Here is a 17,712-nt window from a genome sequence, read left to right on the forward strand (position 1 = left end):
CCGCTGCCGGGGCGGGCGGCGGGTACGGACAGTCGGGGTTCGGCGCGGCGATGAGTTTTTCGGCCCCCGCGGGTCTACAACCTCGACGGGAACGACCGACTCATCGGGAGACAGACATGGGCCTCATCCACATCGCACTGTTCGCGACCCTCGACCTCGTCGGGCAGGCGCCCGGCGGGCCCGACGAGGACCCGGTGGGGTTCCCGTTCGGCGGCTGGCAGGCGCCCCTGCTGAGCGAGGTCACCGGGGCGCAGATCCTTTCCGCGTACGAGGGCACGGACGCCCTGCTGCTCGGCCGGCGGACGTACGACATCTTCGCCTCCTACTGGCCGCACCAGAAGGACGGCGAGATCGCCGAGCTCTTCAACCGCGTCCCGAAGTACGTGGCCTCCCGCGGCACGCCCGACCTCCCGTGGGCGGGATCCACCCTGCTGGGCCCTGACCTGGCGGGCGCGGTGCGCGAGATCCGTGACCGGCACGAGCACGTGAAGGTCGTCGGGAGCCTGGACCTGGTGCAGACCCTCCTGCGGGAGAAGCTCTACGACCGGCTCGACCTGTGGGTGCACCCGATCACGCTCGGCGTCGGGAAGAAGGTGTTCGACGGCGGCGCGGTGCCCACGAACCTCACGCTCCTCGAACCGCCGGCGGCCGCTCCGCAGGGCACCGTGTTCCTGCGCTACGGGCTCGCGGACGGCACGCCCAGGACGGGCGACATGAGCGCACCCGACCGCGGTCTCGGGCACGACGACAGCCGCTGATCCGCTGACCGCCGTCACCCGACGGTGAGGAAGGGGCCACAGAAGGGAACGGGGCGAGGGCCCGTGTCGCGCGGTTGCGCGGCACGGGCCCTCGCGGGTCACTCCGGTGCTCCCTGTCCGGCCCCGGGGTGTGGGGGAAGCCGACGGGTCGGCTACCGCCCAAGCCCGACGGCATCACCACCCGCCCCACCCCCGTCACGCCGAGTCGACGCCAGCCGGGCCGACACTGAGACCACCACCACACCGTGCCGACGCGGTGACGACGGCTATCGGCGGGTCCGGGCCCCCGCCGGGACGTCCGGCCGGCGGAGCTTGCTCCGCACGGCCCACGCCGCCGTGCCCGCGGCCGGACCCACCCGCAGGCTGAGGTCCATGACGAGGAGCCTGTTCACCTGCGTCGGCGACACCGCCGACCACCGTTCCCGGGGCGCCACCGAGCGCCTGCTGAAGGCGATCGACGCGCTCGCGGAAGCCGACGGACTCGACTCCGTGACCCAGCCGCTGAGACGGATCATCCGGGCGCTGCCGCTGGGCCGGGCACGCGACGTGCTGCACGGGCTCCCGCTCGGCCATCCCCTGCACCCCGCCCTGGTCCAGATCCCCATCGGCGCCTGGACCTGCGCGGCCGTCCTCGACCTGACACCCGGCGCCCGCCGGCCGGCCCACCTCCTGGTGGCGCTCGGTGTGATCACCGCCGTCCCCGCCGCCTGGTGCGGCTGGGTCGACTGGGCCGAACAGCACGAACAGCAGATGCGCACCGGCCTGGTGCACGCCCTCGGCGTCGGCACGGCGATCGCCCTGTACGGCGGCTCGTGGGCCGCCCGGGGGCGGGGCCGCCACGGGCTCGGCCGACTGCTCGGCTTCACCGGCGCCGCCGCCGCGACCGCCGGGGCCTACCTCGGCGGCCACGTCGCCTACCGGCAGGGCGCGGGAACGAACAAGACCGAACCCGTCGCGCACCTGGTCGGGCCCGGCTGGCACCCGCTCGGCCGCCTGGCCGACCTCCAGGTGGGCCTGCCCGTCCGGCGCACCATCGGCGACGTCCCCCTGCTCGTGGTGCGCGAGTCCGAGGACACCGTCCACGTCCTGGCGGCCTGGTGCAGCCACATGGCCGGACCGCTCACCGAGGGCGAGATCGTCGACGGGTGCGTGCGCTGCCCCTGGCACGGCAGCCTGTTCCGGCTCGCCGACGGCTGGAACGTCGGCGGGCCCGCCACCGCCCCGCAGCCCCGTTTCGAGACCCGCACCGACGGTGACGGCGTCCTGCACGTCCGCCTGCCCGAGGCCGGCTGACCGGGTGCGTCGGTGTCGGCCGCGGCCTCGCAGGACCGGGGTGGTGGAGCGCCCTCGGCGGCGTACCCGAATCCCCCTGCCCGGGGCAGGAGGAGCGCGGACTGCTGGAAGCGGGAGCTCTCACACTCGCAGCCGTGCCGCGAGCCGGCTCGCCGAGCACCTGCGCGACCGGGCCGGCGCCTCTCGGGGAGGACACCGGTCCGGTCAAGGCCGCCGCCTGGTCCTCAACTGCTGAGCAGTCGGTCGAAGAAGGCGCGGTACTGCCTCAGCGCCACCCTCAGCTCCTCCGTGTCGGCCTCCCCGTCACGGTTCCACTGGCTCTCCAGCCCGTGCTTGCGGCCGGCGAAGTATTCGGCCAGACGGCGCATCAGATCGGCGACCAGCTCGTCCGCGTCGCGAACGGCCTCGCGGGGCGCGTCGACGAAGCGCGTCTGGACCTCCTGCCAGCGCGAACGCAGCTCCTCCGCCTCGTCCGGCGGCAGGAGGGACTCGCGCTCCTCCCCCTTGTGCTCCTCCCGCTCATCCCCACCGTCGGCGGGCACCTCGCCCTCAGCCGTCCGGCCGGTCGTCCCTCCGGCTGCCCCCGTCCCTGCCGTCTCCGTTCCACCGGCCGTGTCGTCCGTGCCCGGCTCCTTCTCCGTCGCCTCGCCGGGATATACGGGCCGCTCCTGCGTCTCCCGCGTCTGCGGCTGCTCGTCGGCCCTCGTGCCCGCGAGGATGTCCTCGGTCGACGTCCGTCGCTCGTCGTCGTGCTCCATCGGAGTCATCTCGGTCGCTCCGTTCCGTCTCGTTCCGTCCCGCCCCGTTCCGTCCCGCCCCGTTCCGGCTCGCCGTCGAGGAGCTCGTCGAACAACGCGTGGTAGTGCACCATCGCGCCCCGCAGCTCCTCGGTGGTGGCCTCGCCGCGGCCGGCGTGGGTGTTGACGGCGTGCGCGGCGCGGTAGTGCTCCAGGGTGCGGCCGTGCTCGACCGACAGGTCGCGCAGCCGCTGTTCGTAGTCCTCCGTCGGGTAGCCGCGGTCCCGCATCAGCGTCGTGACCAGGCGGTCGGCGTCCTGGACCGCCGTACCCGGCCGGTCGACGAACTCCTGCTGCACCTGGATCCAGTCCCGGCTGTAGCGCTGCCTCGCCTCGGTCGGCAGCGGTCTGATGTCCAGCTCCCGGTGGCGCGTCTCGCGCTCCCGCAGCTCGCGTTCAGCCGCGATCCGGCTGTCCGACCGGTTCACGGTCCGTTCGTACTCGGGGCCGAATCGTTCCCGCAGCCGGCGGCGGCGGTTGACGAACCACAGCACCGCGGCAACGAGGACCACCACGACGGCGATCGGCACGATGATCGCGACGAGTTCTCCTGTCGACATCGGGCCCTCCTTACTTCTCCGTTGCCGAGCCGCTGCCCAGAACCCCGGAGTCGAAACGCCCGTCGGCCTCGGAGTCCGCGACCGGACGAGGTGGCGGGCCCGGGCCCGGGAAGGTCCCGTCCACCTCGCCGAACGACAGCGCTCTCGCGCCGACCATCGCGTACACCGGGTGGCTCGCCGCGCGGGGCGGGCAGGTGCGGGTCGTGCCGTGGCCGCCGACGCGGATGATCGTGGTCGACCGTGCCGCCGCCGTCATCCCGGTGAACGGCGACGACGCGGCGGCGGCCGTGGTGCTGACCGGCCACGGCCCGCTGACGGCCCTCTGCACGCTGTTCGAGAACGTCCGGGAGGCCGCGCAGCCCCTCGGAGGCCAGGCCGTACGGGTGATCTGCGCGGCGGCCCGGACCGACTCCCCCGCGACTGGACCGACTCCCCCACGGCTTGCGGCAACCTCCACCCGGGCTACGCTGGTCCGACAGGACCGATCGGGCGAATCTGACAACCGCTCGCATGTGACATTCAGCTCCACGCCAGGCCGCTGAGAGGTCATTTCATGGACAGATGTGAGGCTTTCCCGAATCACGACAAGGCTTTCCTGAAGGAAGCCGTACGGCTGGCCCGAGAATCCGTCGAGAACGGCTGGGGCGGCCCCTTCGGTGCCGTCATCGCCCGGGACGGGGAGATCATCGCACTCGGCCAGAACCGGGTCCTGCTCACCGGAGACCCCACGGCGCACGCCGAGGTGGAGGCCATCCGCAAGGCGAGCCAGATCCTCAACCCGGAGTCGCCCTCCATCGCCGAGGACCGGCAGAACGAGTGGACCCTCCAGTACGTCCCGCGGGACCCCGGGTCCTGCGACCCCGTGCCGGAGCGCGCCCGGATGCTCAAGGGGTGCTCCATCTACGCCAGCGGCGCTCCGTGTCCCATGTGCATGAGCGCCATCTACTGGGCCCGGATCGACAGCGTCTACTTCTGCTGCTCCCTGGAGGACACCCGGGCCATCGGCTTCGACGACTCCTTCCAGTACGAGGACTTCAAGAAGCCCTACAAGGATCGCCGGATCCACATCGAGCAGCTCCACCGCAAGCTCGGCGTGCGTGCCTACAGGGCGTGGATGGACAAGCCGAACCACCACTACTACTGAGGCCGGTCCCTGCGGGCCGCCGTCGCCGGGTTCGGCGCGGCGGCCCGCGGTGTGGTCACGGCCTTCTCACGGTCTGCTCTCGGCCTGCTCACAGCCTTCTGACGGCGCGCTCACGGCGTGCTCACGGCGTCAGCCCTGGCAGAGGCCGCGGCTGTAGTCGTAGGTCGCGGCGGCCTGCGAGTACTGCCACTGCGGGGCGAGCAGTCGGGTGTCCAGCTGGGCGGCGGCGGCGCGGTCCTCCACGACGTAGCCGAAGTCCTGCAGCCAGGCCGGGTAGAGGTTCTTCGAGCCGATGAAGAACGCGGAGCCGTCGACCGAGACCAGCTTGTGGTGCAGCGCGTACGGGTGTCCGTCGGCCCAGGTGGGGGTGGATGCCGCGCGGAACGGGGCGAGTTGGAGGTTGCGGCACATCGCGGTCCTGGCCTGGGCCGGGTCGCCGAGGCGGGCGGTGAGCCGGGCCGCGAGGGTGTCGCTGATCTCGTTCAGGGACTTGATCTGCGAGTAGCCGCCGCTGCCGACGGTGCCCCGGTTGCCGGGGTCGCTGACCACGATCCGGACCTTCACCCCGTCGGCGAGCTTGCCCGCGAGCAGGTCGAAGAGCCGGGCGTCGTAGCGGGGCATCGGCGGGCAGGTGCCGGTCACGTCCTGCTGGGAGATGTCGATCCGGCTGGTGGCGCCGGCGACCAGCGCGCGCAGCGCGTTCTCCTCCGGGTTGACGGTCTCGTAGGCGCGGTCGTCGTTGGTGCGGTCGTGCAGGTTGACGGGGCCGCACGTGACGTCGTCGGCGCCGGCCGCCGGCTCGGGACGGTAGTCGGAGGTGGGGTCGGTGTCGCGGATCCCGACGCCCAGGCCGCCGATCGCGATCACCGGCACGTTGCCGGCGGCGGGCACCCGGGCGGCCGACGGGTTGAGCCGCTTCTCCAGGTCGGGGGTGCATCCGGCGCCCTTCGAGGAGGCGAACCAGGCGGCCGAGAAGACCCCGCTGTTGCGGCAGGTCCAGTCCCACAGGGTGTCCAGGTAGGCGCCGGCGGAGGCGGCGGCCGGACCGTTCAGCGCGAGGTCGACGTCCGTCACCGGGTGGGCGGTGTCCAGGTAGTCGCCCTTCCAGTTGTTGATGCCGCCGGTGATGACGCTCTGCCCGTCGACGACCAGCAGCTTGGAGTGGTTCCAGGAGAACGCGGTCTTCGCGGTGGTCATCGAGGCCACCTCGACGGTCACCCGGTCGGCGGCCGGGCCGAGCCGGGCCACCAGGTCGTCCCGGTACTTCGACGGCAGCGCGGTGATGTTGATCAGTGGAGCGGCCCCGGCGAGGACCCGCACGTGCGGTGCGTTCCCGGCGGCCACCGACGCCTTGAGGCCGTCCACGATGGCGTCCTGGAACCCACCGTCCGGGAACGGGGCGAGAGTTGATATGTCGACGGTGCGGGTGGCCTTCGAGATGTTCTCCCGCATCCGGTCCAGCAGCCGCTTGGTCCCGGTCCGTTCGACGCAGGAGGCGTCCCCCCAGCACCCGGGCGTCTGCAGCAGCCAGCCGCCCGGGTCCCCAGCCGGCGCGTCCAGCCGGTTGCCCGCCGTCCGCTGCCACACCACGCCCTCCAGCCCGGGCGACACCTGGCGCAGGGTCCGCTCCACCGCGTCCAGGTGGGGAGTGCCGTCGGCCTGAGCCGCCTCCGGCGCGGGAGCCGGATCGGCGAACGCGGGGGCGACGGGCAGCACACCGACGGCGGCGGCGAGGGCCAGCGCGGAACCGGCCAGACGGCGGCCGGAACGGCGGGACTGGGGAGAGAGCACGTGCGAGTCCTTCATGCGGGGCCGGGGACGTTCACCCGGACGACACCGATAAATTACCTCAAAGTAACCTGATGTGCTGTCAGGGTCCCATCAAGGCCGCGCGTCCGGCCTGACACACCATCGCCGAAGAGCCGGCCGCTCTCGCGGCGACCACGCTGAGCGCACACCGGAACTGCACCCGGGCGCTTCTTCGGGACGGTGTCGATCCCGCCCGGGGCTACGCGGGCATCACCCCGTGGATGCGGGAGATGGTGAACATCCGCTCGTCGTTCCGCAGGTGGCACCAGGCGTGCAGGTAGGGGGCGTCCAGTTCGAGCCGGCTGAGGGTGCGGACCGTCGCGCTGCCCGAGGTCGCGACGTACTCGATCGTGACGGCCTGGCCGTCGTTGACGGCATGGGCCAGCTGACGGACGTCGGTGAAGGACAGATTGCGCGCGTGCCCCGCGATGATCTCCTCGGTGTCGCTGTCGTAGGGGCGGTCGTCCCACGGGTCCGGCTCCGGGATGTCCTGCGGGGCGCCCCGAAGCCGGACGGCGAGGGAGGGCAGGTCGACGGTCGTCCGGGCGTCCGCGGTGCGGGCGTCCGCCCGCTGGGTGCGGGACCCGCCACCGGACGGGCGCGGGGGTGGGAGGGTGCCCGCCGCGCGGGGGCGTTGGGCCCGCTCGATGCGGACGGACCCGTCGGGCCTCTCGGCGACGGGGGCGTAGCCCGCGGACCGTAGTTCCGCGAGCGTCTTGTCGAGCGGGGTCCGGCTGATCAGCACCGTCGGCGCCAACAGCCGCAGGCCCAGCTGGGTGAGCTTGCGGTGCGCTGCCAGTTCGGCCAGGAGGGCGGGTTCCTCACCGTGGATCACACAGGCCGCGGAGACGATGCGCACTCGACCGTGGCCGCGCGCGGTGTCGTGGATCAGGTACGAGAGCGGCTGGGGAAGCGAGTCGACGGCGATGGCGGCCAGGTCGGCTGTGAGGGATTCGAGGGTGAGGCCGGCGTCGAGGGCGCGGCGGACGCTTCCCGGACTGAACCGCCATACGGACGCCGCACCGGCGGTCTCCCGGTCCGCGACGGAGTCCAGCAGCGCGAGGAGGTGCGCCGACGGCGTGCCGGCGACCACTGCCGTGAGATCGCTGCCGAAGCGGGCGGTCCCGCTGGCGGCGGGCAACAGTCGCCGGCAGGCGTCGGTCAGGGCCTGGGTGTCGTCGGCGAGCAGGGCGGCCCCGATCGGGGACACGGCCCCGAGGGCGAGTGCGCCGAGCAGTTCCGCCTCCCGGATCAGGGTGGCGAACGGCGTGGTGTCCTGGGGGAGTTCGTCGACGAGCGGGCGGAGCCACCCGAGGAGCGCTCCCAGGTCCGCCGAGTCCGCCGCGCCTTCACCGACCGGGAGCTGCGACGCGGCCGTGAGCAGCCCGTGCCGGGCCTGCACGCAGCCTCCGTAGGGCGGTGCCCCGGCGAGCGCCGGTAGAGCCTTCCCGTCCTCGTCGCGGCTCCCGCCGGGGGTCAGCGGGAGCGCCCACCACGCCTGGAGCAGCACGGCGAGTTGGTCGGCCGGTTCCTGCTCGGCCCAGTTGTCGTAGGACGCGGTCGCCGCGACCCGGTCGCCGTCCCGGGCCAGTAGTCCGGCCGCGCTCGCCGCCTCCAGCACGACGCGCACCAGGATCTCGTCGCACTTCGCCGCTCTGCCGATCCGGGACAGCTCGCGGGCGCCGATCCCGCCGGCCTTGAGCCGGGCCGGCGGAGCGGCGGCGCACACCCCGAGGACGGACACGGCGTGGGCGGCGAACGCCATCGAGGCGGCTGCGGTCTCCCGATCGATGTCCGAGACGGTGGCGGGCACCGACCGCACGCTGGGCGGGGCTGGTGTGAACGGGGCGTGCCAGTCGGAGCCGCGCAGTGCGAGTGCCACCTCCGCGGGCATGCGGGCCGGCCCGTACCGGTGCCGGTCCCGGATCAGCAGCCCCCGCTCCACCGCCCACTGTTCGCCGGGCTCGGAGCCGGCCCGCGGAGCCCCGAACACGATGAATCCGGTTCGCTCCGGTGCCTCATGTGCCCACCGCTCCAGGAGCTTTCGGACGGCTGCGGGCGCCTTGGCCACCAGCGCGGCGACCCGGGCCGGATCGCTGTGATGGTCGATCAGCGCCGCCAGGCGCATCTCCTTCCTGTTGGCGGCGGGTTTGATGCCCAGCTTCGCCAACATGCGGCCCAGCTCGTCGGAGTTCGAGCCCGCGAGCAGTTGTACGAGCGGTGCGTCGAGTCCCAGCGGAGCGCCCCACGCGTTCCGCAGCGGCGCGGCCATGTGCAGCAGCCCGTTGCCGGCCGGCCACACCAGAGCGCGATCCGCCAGCGCCTCCAAGACGGCGTCCAAGGCGTGGGCGCGGTCACCGTGCGTCGCGTCCAGGAGGACCGCCAGATCGTCCCGTTTCACGGCCGTCAGTGCGGCGACGGCCTCCGCGACCTGGAGGCACGGCAGCGCGAGCCGGGGCAGGACCAGCGCCACGGACGCCGGGCGCTGGAGCCGGTCCGCCAGTTCGCCCACCGACCGCGGTTCCGGACGCGACACGGCGTCCGGACGCGCCGCCAGGACCCGCTCCAACTCGGCCGCATCGAGACCGCGAAGCCATACGGCCAGCGTCGATCCGTTCTTCTTACTGATGGGGACACCTCGCCGCGCAGAAGGATGACTGCCCTGCCGAAAGCAGGCCCGGTACACAAGGATGGCCCACCAGAGGGGGTGAGTGCGACGAAAGCCCCGACCGGAGGGGCCGAGATCACCACGCCGATCGCGAGCAGCCCGTGAATCTGCGCGGCCCCGGGGAGGTACCGGTAGCCGCGGCCGGCGCCCTACTTGCCGACCAGCACCCGGGCGACGATCCCGCTGAGCGCCCCGGGCGCCAGGCGACGGGCCGTCCACAGGGCCCGGGTCCCACGCCCCGGAAACGCCCACGACCGGCCACGCGCCAGCGCCCGGTCCATCGAGTCCAGCACCGCCTCGGCACTCAATCCCCGTCGCGGTCCGAGGAGTTGCGGGGTCTCCACGCGGATCCGGTCCAGCATCGGAGTCTCCACGGCCGGCGGGCAGACGCACAGGACCCGGATGCCGTCCGCACGGTGTTCCGCCGCGACGATCTCGGCGAGGAAGTGCACCGCCGCCTTCGCCGCGCCGTACCCGCCGCCCAGCGGTACCGGCACCCAGCCACCGATCGACCCGAACAGCACCACCTCACCGCCGCCCCGGGCCACCATCGACGGCACCACCGCGCGCACCACACGCAGTGTGCCGCCGTACACCACATCCATCACACGGAGGGTGTCCGCCGGATCCCGGTCGAGCAGCCGCCCCATCACGGCGACACCCGCGCAGTGCACCAACCGACGCGGCGGGCCCAACTCCCGCCCCACGTCGAGGACCACAGCGGCGACGGCCGTCCCGTCGGTGACGTCGCAGACGAACGGGCGCACCCCCGACGCCTCCGCGGCCAGGCGGTCGAGACCCGCATCGTCCACGTCGACCGCCGCGACCACCCAGCCCGCCCGGGCCAGCCGCAGGGCCGCCGCCCGGCCGATACCACTGGCAGCGCCGGTGACGACAGCGACATCTCCTCGCGAGAACGCCATACTCCTGCTCCTGGGCTCACATCGGGCCGGACACACCACCTCGGCCCGTACCCCGCACCGGTATTCGGGCCGTACCCCCTGAGAATCCCTACCCGTCCCGCACCGCCCGCAAGTGTCGTCACGGCGACGGGTACGTCCTCGGGCCGCCGCGCATTCCGGCGGCGCCGGTCACCGTCCGGCCGCGTAGGCCTGCATGCCCCGCGGGTCCGCGGCGGCCGACAGGAGCCCGGTGCGCGGATCGCGGGCCACCGCGCAGACGCGGCCCTCGCTCCACGGCCCGGCGACCCGCACCCGGTGCCGGCGTCGGCGCAGCTCGGCGATGGCGGCGTCGCCGATCCGCGCCTCGACGACGACCCGGGCCGGGTCCATGGCGTGGGGGTGGAAGGAGGACGGGAAGCTCTCCTGGTGCCAGTTCGGGGCGTCGACGGCGCCCTGGAGGTCGAGGCCGCCGCTCACGGCCGGGCGGAGGGCGACGGCCAGGAAGAAGTGCAGGGTCCACTGGTCCTGGGCGTCGCCGCCCGGTGTGCCGAAGGCCAGCACCGGCTCGCCGTCCCGCAGTGCCAGCGAGGGGGACAGCGTCGTGCGCGGACGGCGGCCCGGGGTGAGGGAGTTGGGCAGTCCCGGTTCGAGCCGCGCCATCTGGAGTCGCGTCCCGAGCGGGAAACCCAGGTCCGGGACGACGGGGCTGGACTGCAGCCAGCCGCCGCTGGGTGTGGCGGAGACCATGTTGCCCCAGCGGTCGACCACGTCGACGTGGCAGGTGTCGCCGTTGGTGGCCCTGTCGGCGGCGGTGGTCAAACCACCCTGGCCCCGCAGATCGCCGGGGTCGCCGGGGCTGCCAGGGCCGCCAGGGCCGGTGACGGTTGGCTCGCCGCCCGGGCCGGTGACGGTCGGCTCGCCGCCGCCGAGCGCCATCGCCCAGTCACCGGCCCCCGGGGCGGAGACGGCGCGTCGGCCGAGTCGTGGCGGCCGACCGCCGGGCCGGCCGGGGCGAAGCTCGGCGGAGGCGAACTCGCCGATCAGCGAGCGGCGTTCGGCGTTGTAGGCGGGATCGAGCAGGTCGGCCACGGTGACGCCGGCGTGTTCGGGGTTGTCGCCGTACCAGGCCTCCCGGTCGGCCATGGCCAGCTTGCCACCCTCGATCAGCGTGTGGAGGTACTCCGCCCCGCCGTACTGCGGTCCTTTCGACCCGAAGTCGTCCGGCAGCAGGGCGAGTTGCTGGAGGAAGACCGGCCCCTGGCTCCACAGCCCGGGCTTGCAGACCGTCCAGCCGCCCCACTCGTGACTGACCGGCTCCTCGTACGTCGCCTCGAAGGCCGCGAGATCGTCGCCCGTGAGCACCCCGGCGTGCGGCACGCCGGAGGTGTCCATCGCCGGGCGCGCGGCGAACTCGGCCAGCGCGGCCGCGACGAACCCCTCTCGCCAGACCCGCCGCGCCGCGTCGATCTGCTGCTCCCGCCCCGCCCCGGCGGCCTCCGCCTCCGCCAGCAGCCGCCTCCAGGTATCGGCGAGACGGACGTTGCGCAGCAGCGCGCCCGCGGCCGGCGGACGGCCGTCCGGCAGGTAGAGCGCGGCCGAGCTCGGCCAGTGCCGCTCGAACTGCCCGCGGACCGCCGCGACCGCCGCCCCGATGGCCGGCAGCGCCGGGTAGCCGTGTTCCGCATGGCCGATGGCGTACCGGAGCACCTCGGACAGCCGCTTGGTGCCGTGGTCGCGGAGCAGCAGCAGCCAGGCGTCGAAGGCGCCGGGGACGGTGGCGGCCAACGGCCCGGTGCCGGGCACCTCGTCCAGGCCGAGCGCGGTGTAGTGCCCGATGGTGGCCGCGGCAGGCGCTCCGCCCTGGCCGCAGAGCACCTGCGGACGTCCCCCGGCCGGCGCGAGGATGATCGGCACCTCGCCGGCCGGGCCGTTCATGTGCGGTTCGACGACCTGGAGCGTGAACCCCGCGGCCACGGCGGCGTCGAAGGCGTTCCCGCCGTCCTCCAGCACCGCCGTCGCCGCCGCGGTGGCCAGCCAATGGGACGAGGCCGCCATGCCGAAGGTGCCCTGCAGGGTCGGACGGGTGGTGAACATGCGAGTCCTCCTTGGGCTCGGCCCGGCTGTCAGGGATCCCTACCCGGCGGGCAAACGGCCCGCGACACCGCAGGCCGCCTGCGCAACATCACGGTCGAGGTCGTGCGGACCACCACCACGGCCATGCCCGCGCCCGACAGGGTGTGACCGCACCTGTCGCCCGGCTAGCGCTAGCCGAAGGGCAGCGTCGCGGTGCTGTGGGCGGTCAGGATGCGCGAGTAGGAGGCCGCCTCGGCTGCGGCGAGCGCCCGGTAGTTGAGCACCGGGTCACCAGCGGCGACGAGGGCGGTGGCACACCCGAGGCACCATGGCTGCGGAGGATCCACGTCCAGGTCCTCGATGACCGCGTCCGCTGTGCACTCGACGCAGATCGGCATGCTGCCGCCCCTCCTTGCTCAGGCCCAGGTCGAGCCGCACTGGGTGCAGCCCCACCGGCCGTCCATGGTCTGGTAGGTGGCGCCCGACCCGCACACCGGGCACGCCATGGCGACCAAAGCCAGGTCGCTGTCCAGCACGGTACCGGGCTGCGCGTCGCCGTGGGTCAGGTTCGGGGTCTCGGGGCGGTCGAGCAGGGCTGCACTCATGACGCACTCTCCTCTGGGTGAGGGGTGGATGGGGAGCCCGGCCGGGGCGCCATCAGCCTCCACACCCAGCGGCCGCCCGGGGAGGCATGGAGGGGGCTCCCGCACGCCGTGTGCGTGCCCCGCACACCCTGTGCGCGCCCCGCCTGCGGGCGCGGTCCGGCCGGTACGGTGGCGACCCCGCGCAGTCGGAGGGGGTGCCGTGTCACGTCAGCGTCGGCTCGGGACGGCTATCAGGGCCGCCCGGTGTGCACAGCGGATGACGCAGGCTGAGCTGGGGCGGGCCTGTGGGTACTCGGCGTCGGCGATCAGCCTGATGGAGGCGGGCCTGCTCGGCCGGCCGAGCAGCCGGTCGCCGTGATAGTCCAGGTGCTGGGTCTGCAGCTTGACGCCCTCGGCCTGGACCGACCGACCACTCTGGCGCGAGATGTGACTTCGTATCAGGAGGGCGCGATGTTCCGCAGGCAGCTGCTCGTGGCCGGCGCGGCGGCGGCCGGGGCGGCGGTGCTCCCGTCGGCGGCCGCGGCCCGGCCGGACGCGTCGACCAGGATCGTGGGGGCCTTGTACGTTCCGACGGAGCCAGCGCTGCCCGTGTCTCTGCCGCAGCTCGGCCGAGCGCTGGCCAGAGCGCGCGGCCAGTTCACCGCGGCTCGGTACGAAGACCTCGGCGCCGCGCTGCCCGCCCTGCTGGGTACGGCCCAGGCGACCCGGGAGGTGTCATCCGGCCGGGCCCGGGAGGAGGCGCACGCGTGCGTGGCCCGCGCCTGGGTTCTGGCGACGGAGCTCGCGCTGAAATCGCACTCGGACGTGGCGTGGCCGGCGGCGGACCGGGCGCTCGCCGCGGCCGAGGCGAGCGGCGACCCGGTAGCCCGGGGAGAGGCGGCCCGCGTCCTCGCGATCACAATGCGGCGCGCCGGCCGCCCAGCCGCGGCGGTCGACCTCCTCCGCCGCACTGCCGGCGCGCTCGACCAGGGCCCGGACGACAGCTCCCGGGCGGTGGCGGCGACGCTGCTGATGACGGCGGCCTACACGGCCGCGTGTGGACAGCGGCGCGCCGATGCTCTCGATCTGATGGCCGGCGCCGAAGGCGTAGTCGGCCGCCTGGTCGTCGCTGCTGCTCAGCCTCGGACCCCGCTGTTCACGGTCGACGCCACCCGGGCACAGACCGACCTGTACTGGATCGGCGTCCACACCGCGCTGGGAACCCCGGACGAGGGCGTCCCGTACGCGGCACGCATCGCCCCGGACCGGCTGCCGACCGCGGAGCGTCGGGCCCGGTACGGCACGGACTGCGCGCGCATGTGGCACCACCTCGGCGACCATCGCGGGACGCTCGCGGCCCTGCAGTTCACGGAGCGGGTAGCGCCGGAGGAAGTACGCCGGCCTGCGCTGCGGGCGCTGACGGCCGACCTGCTGTACGCGCCGGTGACGGTCACCGGCGTGCGGGAACTTGCCGCGCGCACGGGCGTATCGTAGAGGCTCGGCGTCCCCACGCACACCTTGTCCGCGCTGGTCGGCATGGTGGTCGGGCAGGGGCGAGAGAACGCCGACGCGATTCGGATCGTCCGGCCAGGCACCGACGTTGTGGCGGAGTGGCGGGCCCGGCAGGCGGCCGAACAGGGTGACCAGCTGGACGAGTCCGACCTCGACAAGGGCACTCGGCGAGCTGGAGGCTGTGCACGGCCGAGGAGTCGGTTTCCGCGTTCAGACGGGCCGACCGGACGGGTGGCCCGGGTGCACGCGCGGGTCGGTCAGGCGGAAGCGAACTCCACGTACTCGATGATCGCGCCGCCCGGGTGCCGGAGGGTCGCGTTGCGGCCGGTGGGTACGGCGTTGGGGCCGTCGAGCAGGGTGCCGCTGTCGAGGACCTCGTCGAGCGAGTCGACCAGCACGGTGGCGTGGGTGTCCCGGTACGGCGCGAGCGCCTCGGGGGTGCCGGCGATCAGCAGGAAGCCGCCGACGCGGGCCAGTTCCAGGTCGCGGTACTCGAACCGCAACCGGGGCGGCTCGCCGGCGAGGGCGACGAAGGCGGGCAGGGCGGTGTCCAGGTCGTCCACGTAGACGCGGGCGAGGGTGTCGAGTGCAGGCATGACGAACGCTCCGGAGGGCAGACGTGATGGGCCACTGAAGATCGTTTCGATTTTCCCGAAATATCGAAACGATCGGCATACTACTGCCATGACAGACGATCTGGAACTGGCCGCCGTGCTGCACGCGCTCGGTGACCCGGTGCGCCTCGCGCTGGTCCGCTGGATGGCGGCCGAGGGCGAGAGCGCCTGCAGCCCCGACTGGCTCACGGTGCCGCGGTCCACCCTCTCCAACCACTGGCGCATCCTCCGCGAGGCCGGCCTCACCACCACTCGCCAGGAGGGCAAGAACCGCATCATGGCGCTGCGCCGCCCGGAGCTGGATGCCAGCTTCCCGGGGCTGCTGGCCTCGGTGCTGAGGGAGCACTGAGCCACTGGCTTGGTGCTCGGGGTCGTCGCAGACGGGTCGAAGCCGAAAAGGCGTTCGGACGGGGGCGGGGTCGTGGCTGATGTCGAGGTACCGGGGCCGGAGTCGGACCGGCAGCCGGCAACGATCCCCCCGTACTACACGGGGAGGAACCCCGCCTCACAGCAGAGCATGTGGGCGTACGCAGCCGCCTCGTCGTGATAGGCGCTCGCCGCGTTCACGTGCTCGGCGACCCCGCTGTTCACGGCCAGTCCTCGGTGATGGGAAACATGTCGGCGTAGGGGTTGGGTTCGCCGGTCTGCGGGTCCAGACCGGCCAGCAGCCGTCGGCGCTGCTCGCGCCAGCTGACGAAGGTGTCCGTCCGCTTCCACAGCGACTCGTCGCCGAGTGGGCAGGCGTCGAACCGGCCCAGCATCATGCGGGTGATGAACTGGACCATGCCGCAGTCGAACAGGGCCCACGGCGACTCGTTCCACAAGTGGTGCCGTCGCCAGGCCACGACCGGCCACCTGTCCGGATCGGGGTCGTTCATGAGCCAGGCCATCTCGTTGGCGTTCATCCCCGAGCCCCAGGGCAGGACGGCGTCGGCACCGAGCGTCACACCGGGGACCCCTGCGTCCTCGTCCCAGAGCCTGCGCACGCCGGCCGTCATACTGCCGATGTGGGTCCCCTCCCACCCCCGCACGTCACTCGGCACCGGCGGAAGGATGACGAGCTCTCCGAGGTCGCCCACGCCGTACGTGTCCAGCAGCGCCTTGTAGTCGCTCGGAAGCCCGGTGCCCAGCGAGGCTTCGGCCGCCGCCCAGTCGATCCGCTCCCCACCCGCAAGATCCGCCGGTACGAGTTCGAGCAGGACTGCTATGTCGGGATGAACGCCCACGGTGGATCCTCTTGAGGTCGGTGACCGGCCACTTTAGTCGTGCGGGCCGACACCGGTTTCTCCGGGGGCACCAGGCCGCCAGCGCCCGCTGTTCCCGGGCCACGAGCAGGCCTGTGGCCTCGGCGAAGCGATGACCTCCGGGGACGGGTTCGGCGCAGCGGACATTCGCCGAAAGCCGTGGGCGACCGTGCAGGCTGCGATCATGGATGCGTCGTCCATGTCTTCGCACGTGATCCGGAGTGGTGCTGCCGTGAGTTCCGTCCCGCCGGACCCTTCGACTCTTCATCCGATGCCGGAACAGCCGCGCGTGGTCCTCCTGAAGCCGTTGGTGACATCGCCTCTGATCGAGGTCGGCGAGTACTCCTACTACGACGATCCGGACGGGGCGACCGAGTTCGAGACGCGTAACGTGCTCTACCACTACGGTCCGGAGAAGCTGATCATCGGGAAGTTCTGCGCGCTGGGGACCGGGGTGCGGTTCATCATGAACGGGGCCAACCACCGCATGGACGGCCCGTCGACCTTCCCGTTCCCCATCATGGGCGGCGGCTGGGCCGAACACTTCGACCTCATCACCGGCTTGCCCGGCCGCGGAGACACGGTGGTCGGCAACGACGTCTGGGTCGGCCACGGCGCCGTGGTGATGCCCGGAGTCCGCATCGGCCACGGCGCCATCGTCGCGTCCGCCACTGTCGTCGTCGACGACGTCCCCGACTACGGCATCGTCGGCGGCAACCCCGCCAGGCTCATCCGCACCCGCTACAGCGCGCCCGACGTCAGCCGCCTGCTCGCGCTGGCCTGGTGGGACTGGCCGACCGAGCACCTCACACAGCACCTGCGCACCGTCATGTCCGGCACCATCGAGGAACTCGAAGCCGCAGCGCCCGGCAGGTGCTACCTCTGACGCGTTCCTCTCAGCGCGGCGGGTCGACCTTCTCGACCGGGCCGAAGTCGCGGAAGGTGCCGTAGGTACGCATCTGGATGCCCCGCAGCTCGGTCTTCTTGTCGTAGCGGACGGTGCGGCCCTGGGCGTCGATCCACTGGTCGAGCTGGAAGCTCTCCACGGCCTTGCCCTTGAGGATCTTGTACTGTTCCGGCTCGACGGCCCTCATCTGTTCCAGGTCCACCGTGCCGGACAGGTGGTAGCACGGCGTGCCCTCGCAGTCCTCCATCCCCTTGCGGGCGGCCGGGCCGAGGGCCAGCACAGCCTTGGCGTAGCCGTGGTAGTCGGCGATCCGGTTGCCGAGCGGGGAAGTGCGCCAGCTGCTGCCGTTCCTGATGTAGGTGGTGCCGTCGCCGGTGACGACGACGCTGGGGCTGTCGTTCGCGTCGCCCATCATGTCCTCGCCGCCCACGGTCATGCTCTCGGCGAGCCGGCCGGAGCGGATCGGCCCGTTGAGGTTCACCCGGGCCTTGATGACCGCCCTGATCGGGCCGCCATCGGAGATGAAGTCCTGGGTGGCCGCGTACGGTGTCTTCTCCGCGAGCGCGAGCGCGGCCTCCGGGTCGATCACCCCGCCCGCCGTGGTGGCGACCGCGGTGGCGGCGGGCGCGGGCGTCGCGACGGTGCTGGGCTCGGGCGTCGCGGCGGCGGTGGGTGCCGGGGTGGGAGTCGCCGTGGGCCCGGAGCTCGACGCGGCCTCGGGCGTGGTGGCGGCCGCGGATGCCGTCGAGGACGCGGCGGGCGCCGCGCCGTCGTCGCAGCCCACCAGAGCGACGAGGGAGACCGCCGCGGCGGCGACGGCGAGCACAGTGGAGCGGCGCATGATCAG

The 17,712-nt window shown here is 73.0% G+C and carries 19 protein-coding genes; 7 read left to right on the forward strand and 12 right to left on the reverse strand.

The window, feature by feature from the left end; translation table 11 throughout:
• The first annotated feature begins 116 nt into the window (after window positions 1–116).
• Window positions 117–758: a dihydrofolate reductase family protein gene (locus tag ACZ5OX_RS22745; RefSeq protein WP_465632418.1), complete on the forward strand. Its 642-nt coding sequence runs from the start codon at window positions 117–119 to the stop codon at window positions 756–758.
• Between the two features lie 372 nt (window positions 759–1,130).
• Entirely contained in the window at window positions 1,131–2,051 is a 921-nt protein-coding gene (locus ACZ5OX_RS22750) for a Rieske (2Fe-2S) protein (RefSeq protein ID WP_465632420.1), read from the forward strand.
• Window positions 2,052–2,275: 224 nt separating this feature from the next.
• Here ACZ5OX_RS22750 and ACZ5OX_RS22755 read toward each other — a convergent pair whose 3' ends face one another.
• Genes ACZ5OX_RS22755 through ACZ5OX_RS22765 form a run of 3 tightly spaced genes read right to left on the reverse strand, consistent with a single transcriptional unit; the run spans window position 2,276 to window position 3,736 of the window.
• Entirely contained in the window at window positions 2,276–2,818 is a 543-nt protein-coding gene (locus ACZ5OX_RS22755) for a hypothetical protein (RefSeq protein ID WP_465632422.1), read from the reverse strand.
• Complete coding sequence (locus tag ACZ5OX_RS22760) at window positions 2,815–3,408, reverse strand: hypothetical protein (RefSeq protein WP_465632424.1); 594 nt, start codon at window positions 3,406–3,408, stop codon at window positions 2,815–2,817. The genes ACZ5OX_RS22755 and ACZ5OX_RS22760 overlap by 4 nt, the downstream gene beginning before the upstream one ends.
• A 10-nt stretch (window positions 3,409–3,418) precedes the next feature.
• Window positions 3,419–3,736, reverse strand: a complete 318-nt coding sequence (locus ACZ5OX_RS22765) for a hypothetical protein (RefSeq protein WP_465632425.1) — start codon at window positions 3,734–3,736, stop codon at window positions 3,419–3,421.
• A 225-nt stretch (window positions 3,737–3,961) separates the two neighbouring features.
• Between ACZ5OX_RS22765 and ACZ5OX_RS22770 the strand changes: the two genes are divergently transcribed.
• Complete coding sequence (locus tag ACZ5OX_RS22770) at window positions 3,962–4,552, forward strand: nucleoside deaminase (protein ID WP_465632427.1); 591 nt, start codon at window positions 3,962–3,964, stop codon at window positions 4,550–4,552.
• Between the two features lie 129 nt (window positions 4,553–4,681).
• On the opposite strand, the gene ACZ5OX_RS22775 is transcribed toward ACZ5OX_RS22770, so the two are convergent.
• The 6 genes from ACZ5OX_RS22775 to ACZ5OX_RS22800 form a co-directional block, all read right to left on the reverse strand.
• A complete protein-coding gene (locus ACZ5OX_RS22775; protein ID WP_465632428.1) occupies window positions 4,682–6,343 on the reverse strand; it encodes a phospholipase D-like domain-containing protein in 1,662 nt (553 codons plus the stop codon).
• A 217-nt stretch (window positions 6,344–6,560) separates the two neighbouring features.
• Window positions 6,561–8,873, reverse strand: a complete 2,313-nt coding sequence (locus ACZ5OX_RS22780; RefSeq protein WP_465632430.1) for a helicase C-terminal domain-containing protein — start codon at window positions 8,871–8,873, stop codon at window positions 6,561–6,563.
• Window positions 8,874–9,178: 305 nt separating this feature from the next.
• Complete coding sequence (locus ACZ5OX_RS22785) at window positions 9,179–9,952, reverse strand: SDR family NAD(P)-dependent oxidoreductase (RefSeq protein ID WP_465632432.1); 774 nt, start codon at window positions 9,950–9,952, stop codon at window positions 9,179–9,181.
• Between the two features lie 168 nt (window positions 9,953–10,120).
• On the reverse strand, window positions 10,121–12,025 hold the full coding sequence (locus ACZ5OX_RS22790) for a gamma-glutamyltransferase family protein (RefSeq protein ID WP_465632434.1): 1,905 nt from the start codon (window positions 12,023–12,025) through the stop codon (window positions 10,121–10,123).
• Window positions 12,026–12,195: 170 nt separating this feature from the next.
• Complete coding sequence (locus ACZ5OX_RS22795; RefSeq protein WP_465632436.1) at window positions 12,196–12,402, reverse strand: hypothetical protein; 207 nt, start codon at window positions 12,400–12,402, stop codon at window positions 12,196–12,198.
• 18 nt (window positions 12,403–12,420) lie between these two features.
• On the reverse strand, window positions 12,421–12,609 hold the full coding sequence (locus tag ACZ5OX_RS22800; RefSeq protein ID WP_465632438.1) for a hypothetical protein: 189 nt from the start codon (window positions 12,607–12,609) through the stop codon (window positions 12,421–12,423).
• 256 nt (window positions 12,610–12,865) lie between these two features.
• Here ACZ5OX_RS22800 and ACZ5OX_RS22805 point away from each other — a divergent pair, with 256 nt between their 5' ends.
• Window positions 12,866–12,967 (forward strand): helix-turn-helix domain-containing protein, encoded by a 102-nt coding sequence (locus ACZ5OX_RS22805; RefSeq protein WP_465632439.1) that lies wholly within the window; start codon window positions 12,866–12,868, stop codon window positions 12,965–12,967.
• An 8-nt stretch (window positions 12,968–12,975) separates the two neighbouring features.
• Window positions 12,976–14,082 (forward strand): XRE family transcriptional regulator, encoded by a 1,107-nt coding sequence (locus ACZ5OX_RS22810; RefSeq protein WP_465632441.1) that lies wholly within the window; start codon window positions 12,976–12,978, stop codon window positions 14,080–14,082.
• Window positions 14,083–14,357: 275 nt separating this feature from the next.
• Here ACZ5OX_RS22810 and ACZ5OX_RS22815 read toward each other — a convergent pair whose 3' ends face one another.
• The gene (locus tag ACZ5OX_RS22815) at window positions 14,358–14,696 is read right to left on the reverse strand and encodes a VOC family protein (protein WP_465632443.1); all 339 of its coding nucleotides are present in this window, start codon (window positions 14,694–14,696) and stop codon (window positions 14,358–14,360) included.
• Between the two features lie 88 nt (window positions 14,697–14,784).
• On the opposite strand from ACZ5OX_RS22815, the gene ACZ5OX_RS22820 reads away from it, so the two are divergent.
• A complete protein-coding gene (locus ACZ5OX_RS22820; RefSeq protein ID WP_465632445.1) occupies window positions 14,785–15,063 on the forward strand; it encodes an ArsR/SmtB family transcription factor in 279 nt (92 codons plus the stop codon).
• Between the two features lie 238 nt (window positions 15,064–15,301).
• Here ACZ5OX_RS22820 and ACZ5OX_RS22825 read toward each other — a convergent pair whose 3' ends face one another.
• Window positions 15,302–15,940, reverse strand: a complete 639-nt coding sequence (locus ACZ5OX_RS22825) for an SMI1/KNR4 family protein (RefSeq protein ID WP_465632447.1) — start codon at window positions 15,938–15,940, stop codon at window positions 15,302–15,304.
• 217 nt (window positions 15,941–16,157) lie between these two features.
• Between ACZ5OX_RS22825 and ACZ5OX_RS22830 the strand changes: the two genes are divergently transcribed.
• The gene (locus ACZ5OX_RS22830; protein ID WP_465632723.1) at window positions 16,158–16,844 is read left to right on the forward strand and encodes a CatB-related O-acetyltransferase; all 687 of its coding nucleotides are present in this window, start codon (window positions 16,158–16,160) and stop codon (window positions 16,842–16,844) included.
• Window positions 16,845–16,854: 10 nt separating this feature from the next.
• Here ACZ5OX_RS22830 and ACZ5OX_RS22835 read toward each other — a convergent pair whose 3' ends face one another.
• Window positions 16,855–17,706, reverse strand: coding sequence for a hypothetical protein (locus ACZ5OX_RS22835; RefSeq protein WP_465632449.1), 852 nt, complete (start codon window positions 17,704–17,706; stop codon window positions 16,855–16,857).
• Window positions 17,707–17,712 lie beyond the last annotated feature (6 nt).

It is taken from the genome of Kitasatospora sp. NPDC032121 (assembly GCF_055580145.1).

What these genes read in the sequence shown, in the direction of transcription:
- ACZ5OX_RS22745 (WP_465632418.1), top strand. Translation starts at nt 117, where the DNA reads ATGGGCCTCATCCACATCGCACTGTTCGCGACCCTCGACCTCGTCGGG.
- ACZ5OX_RS22750 (WP_465632420.1), top strand. Translation starts at nt 1,131, where the DNA reads ATGACGAGGAGCCTGTTCACCTGCGTCGGCGACACCGCCGACCACCGT.
- ACZ5OX_RS22755 (WP_465632422.1), bottom strand. Translation starts at nt 2,818, where the DNA reads ATGACTCCGATGGAGCACGACGACGAGCGACGGACGTCGACCGAGGAC.
- ACZ5OX_RS22760 (WP_465632424.1), bottom strand. Translation starts at nt 3,408, where the DNA reads ATGTCGACAGGAGAACTCGTCGCGATCATCGTGCCGATCGCCGTCGTG.
- ACZ5OX_RS22770 (WP_465632427.1), top strand. Translation starts at nt 3,962, where the DNA reads ATGGACAGATGTGAGGCTTTCCCGAATCACGACAAGGCTTTCCTGAAG.
- ACZ5OX_RS22785 (WP_465632432.1), bottom strand. Translation starts at nt 9,952, where the DNA reads ATGGCGTTCTCGCGAGGAGATGTCGCTGTCGTCACCGGCGCTGCCAGT.
- ACZ5OX_RS22790 (WP_465632434.1), bottom strand. Translation starts at nt 12,025, where the DNA reads ATGTTCACCACCCGTCCGACCCTGCAGGGCACCTTCGGCATGGCGGCC.
- ACZ5OX_RS22795 (WP_465632436.1), bottom strand. Translation starts at nt 12,402, where the DNA reads ATGCCGATCTGCGTCGAGTGCACAGCGGACGCGGTCATCGAGGACCTG.
- ACZ5OX_RS22800 (WP_465632438.1), bottom strand. Translation starts at nt 12,609, where the DNA reads ATGAGTGCAGCCCTGCTCGACCGCCCCGAGACCCCGAACCTGACCCAC.
- ACZ5OX_RS22805 (WP_465632439.1), top strand. Translation starts at nt 12,866, where the DNA reads ATGACGCAGGCTGAGCTGGGGCGGGCCTGTGGGTACTCGGCGTCGGCG.
- ACZ5OX_RS22815 (WP_465632443.1), bottom strand. Translation starts at nt 14,696, where the DNA reads ATGCCTGCACTCGACACCCTCGCCCGCGTCTACGTGGACGACCTGGAC.
- ACZ5OX_RS22820 (WP_465632445.1), top strand. Translation starts at nt 14,785, where the DNA reads ATGACAGACGATCTGGAACTGGCCGCCGTGCTGCACGCGCTCGGTGAC.
- ACZ5OX_RS22830 (WP_465632723.1), top strand. Translation starts at nt 16,158, where the DNA reads ATGTCTTCGCACGTGATCCGGAGTGGTGCTGCCGTGAGTTCCGTCCCG.
- ACZ5OX_RS22835 (WP_465632449.1), bottom strand. Translation starts at nt 17,706, where the DNA reads ATGCGCCGCTCCACTGTGCTCGCCGTCGCCGCCGCGGCGGTCTCCCTC.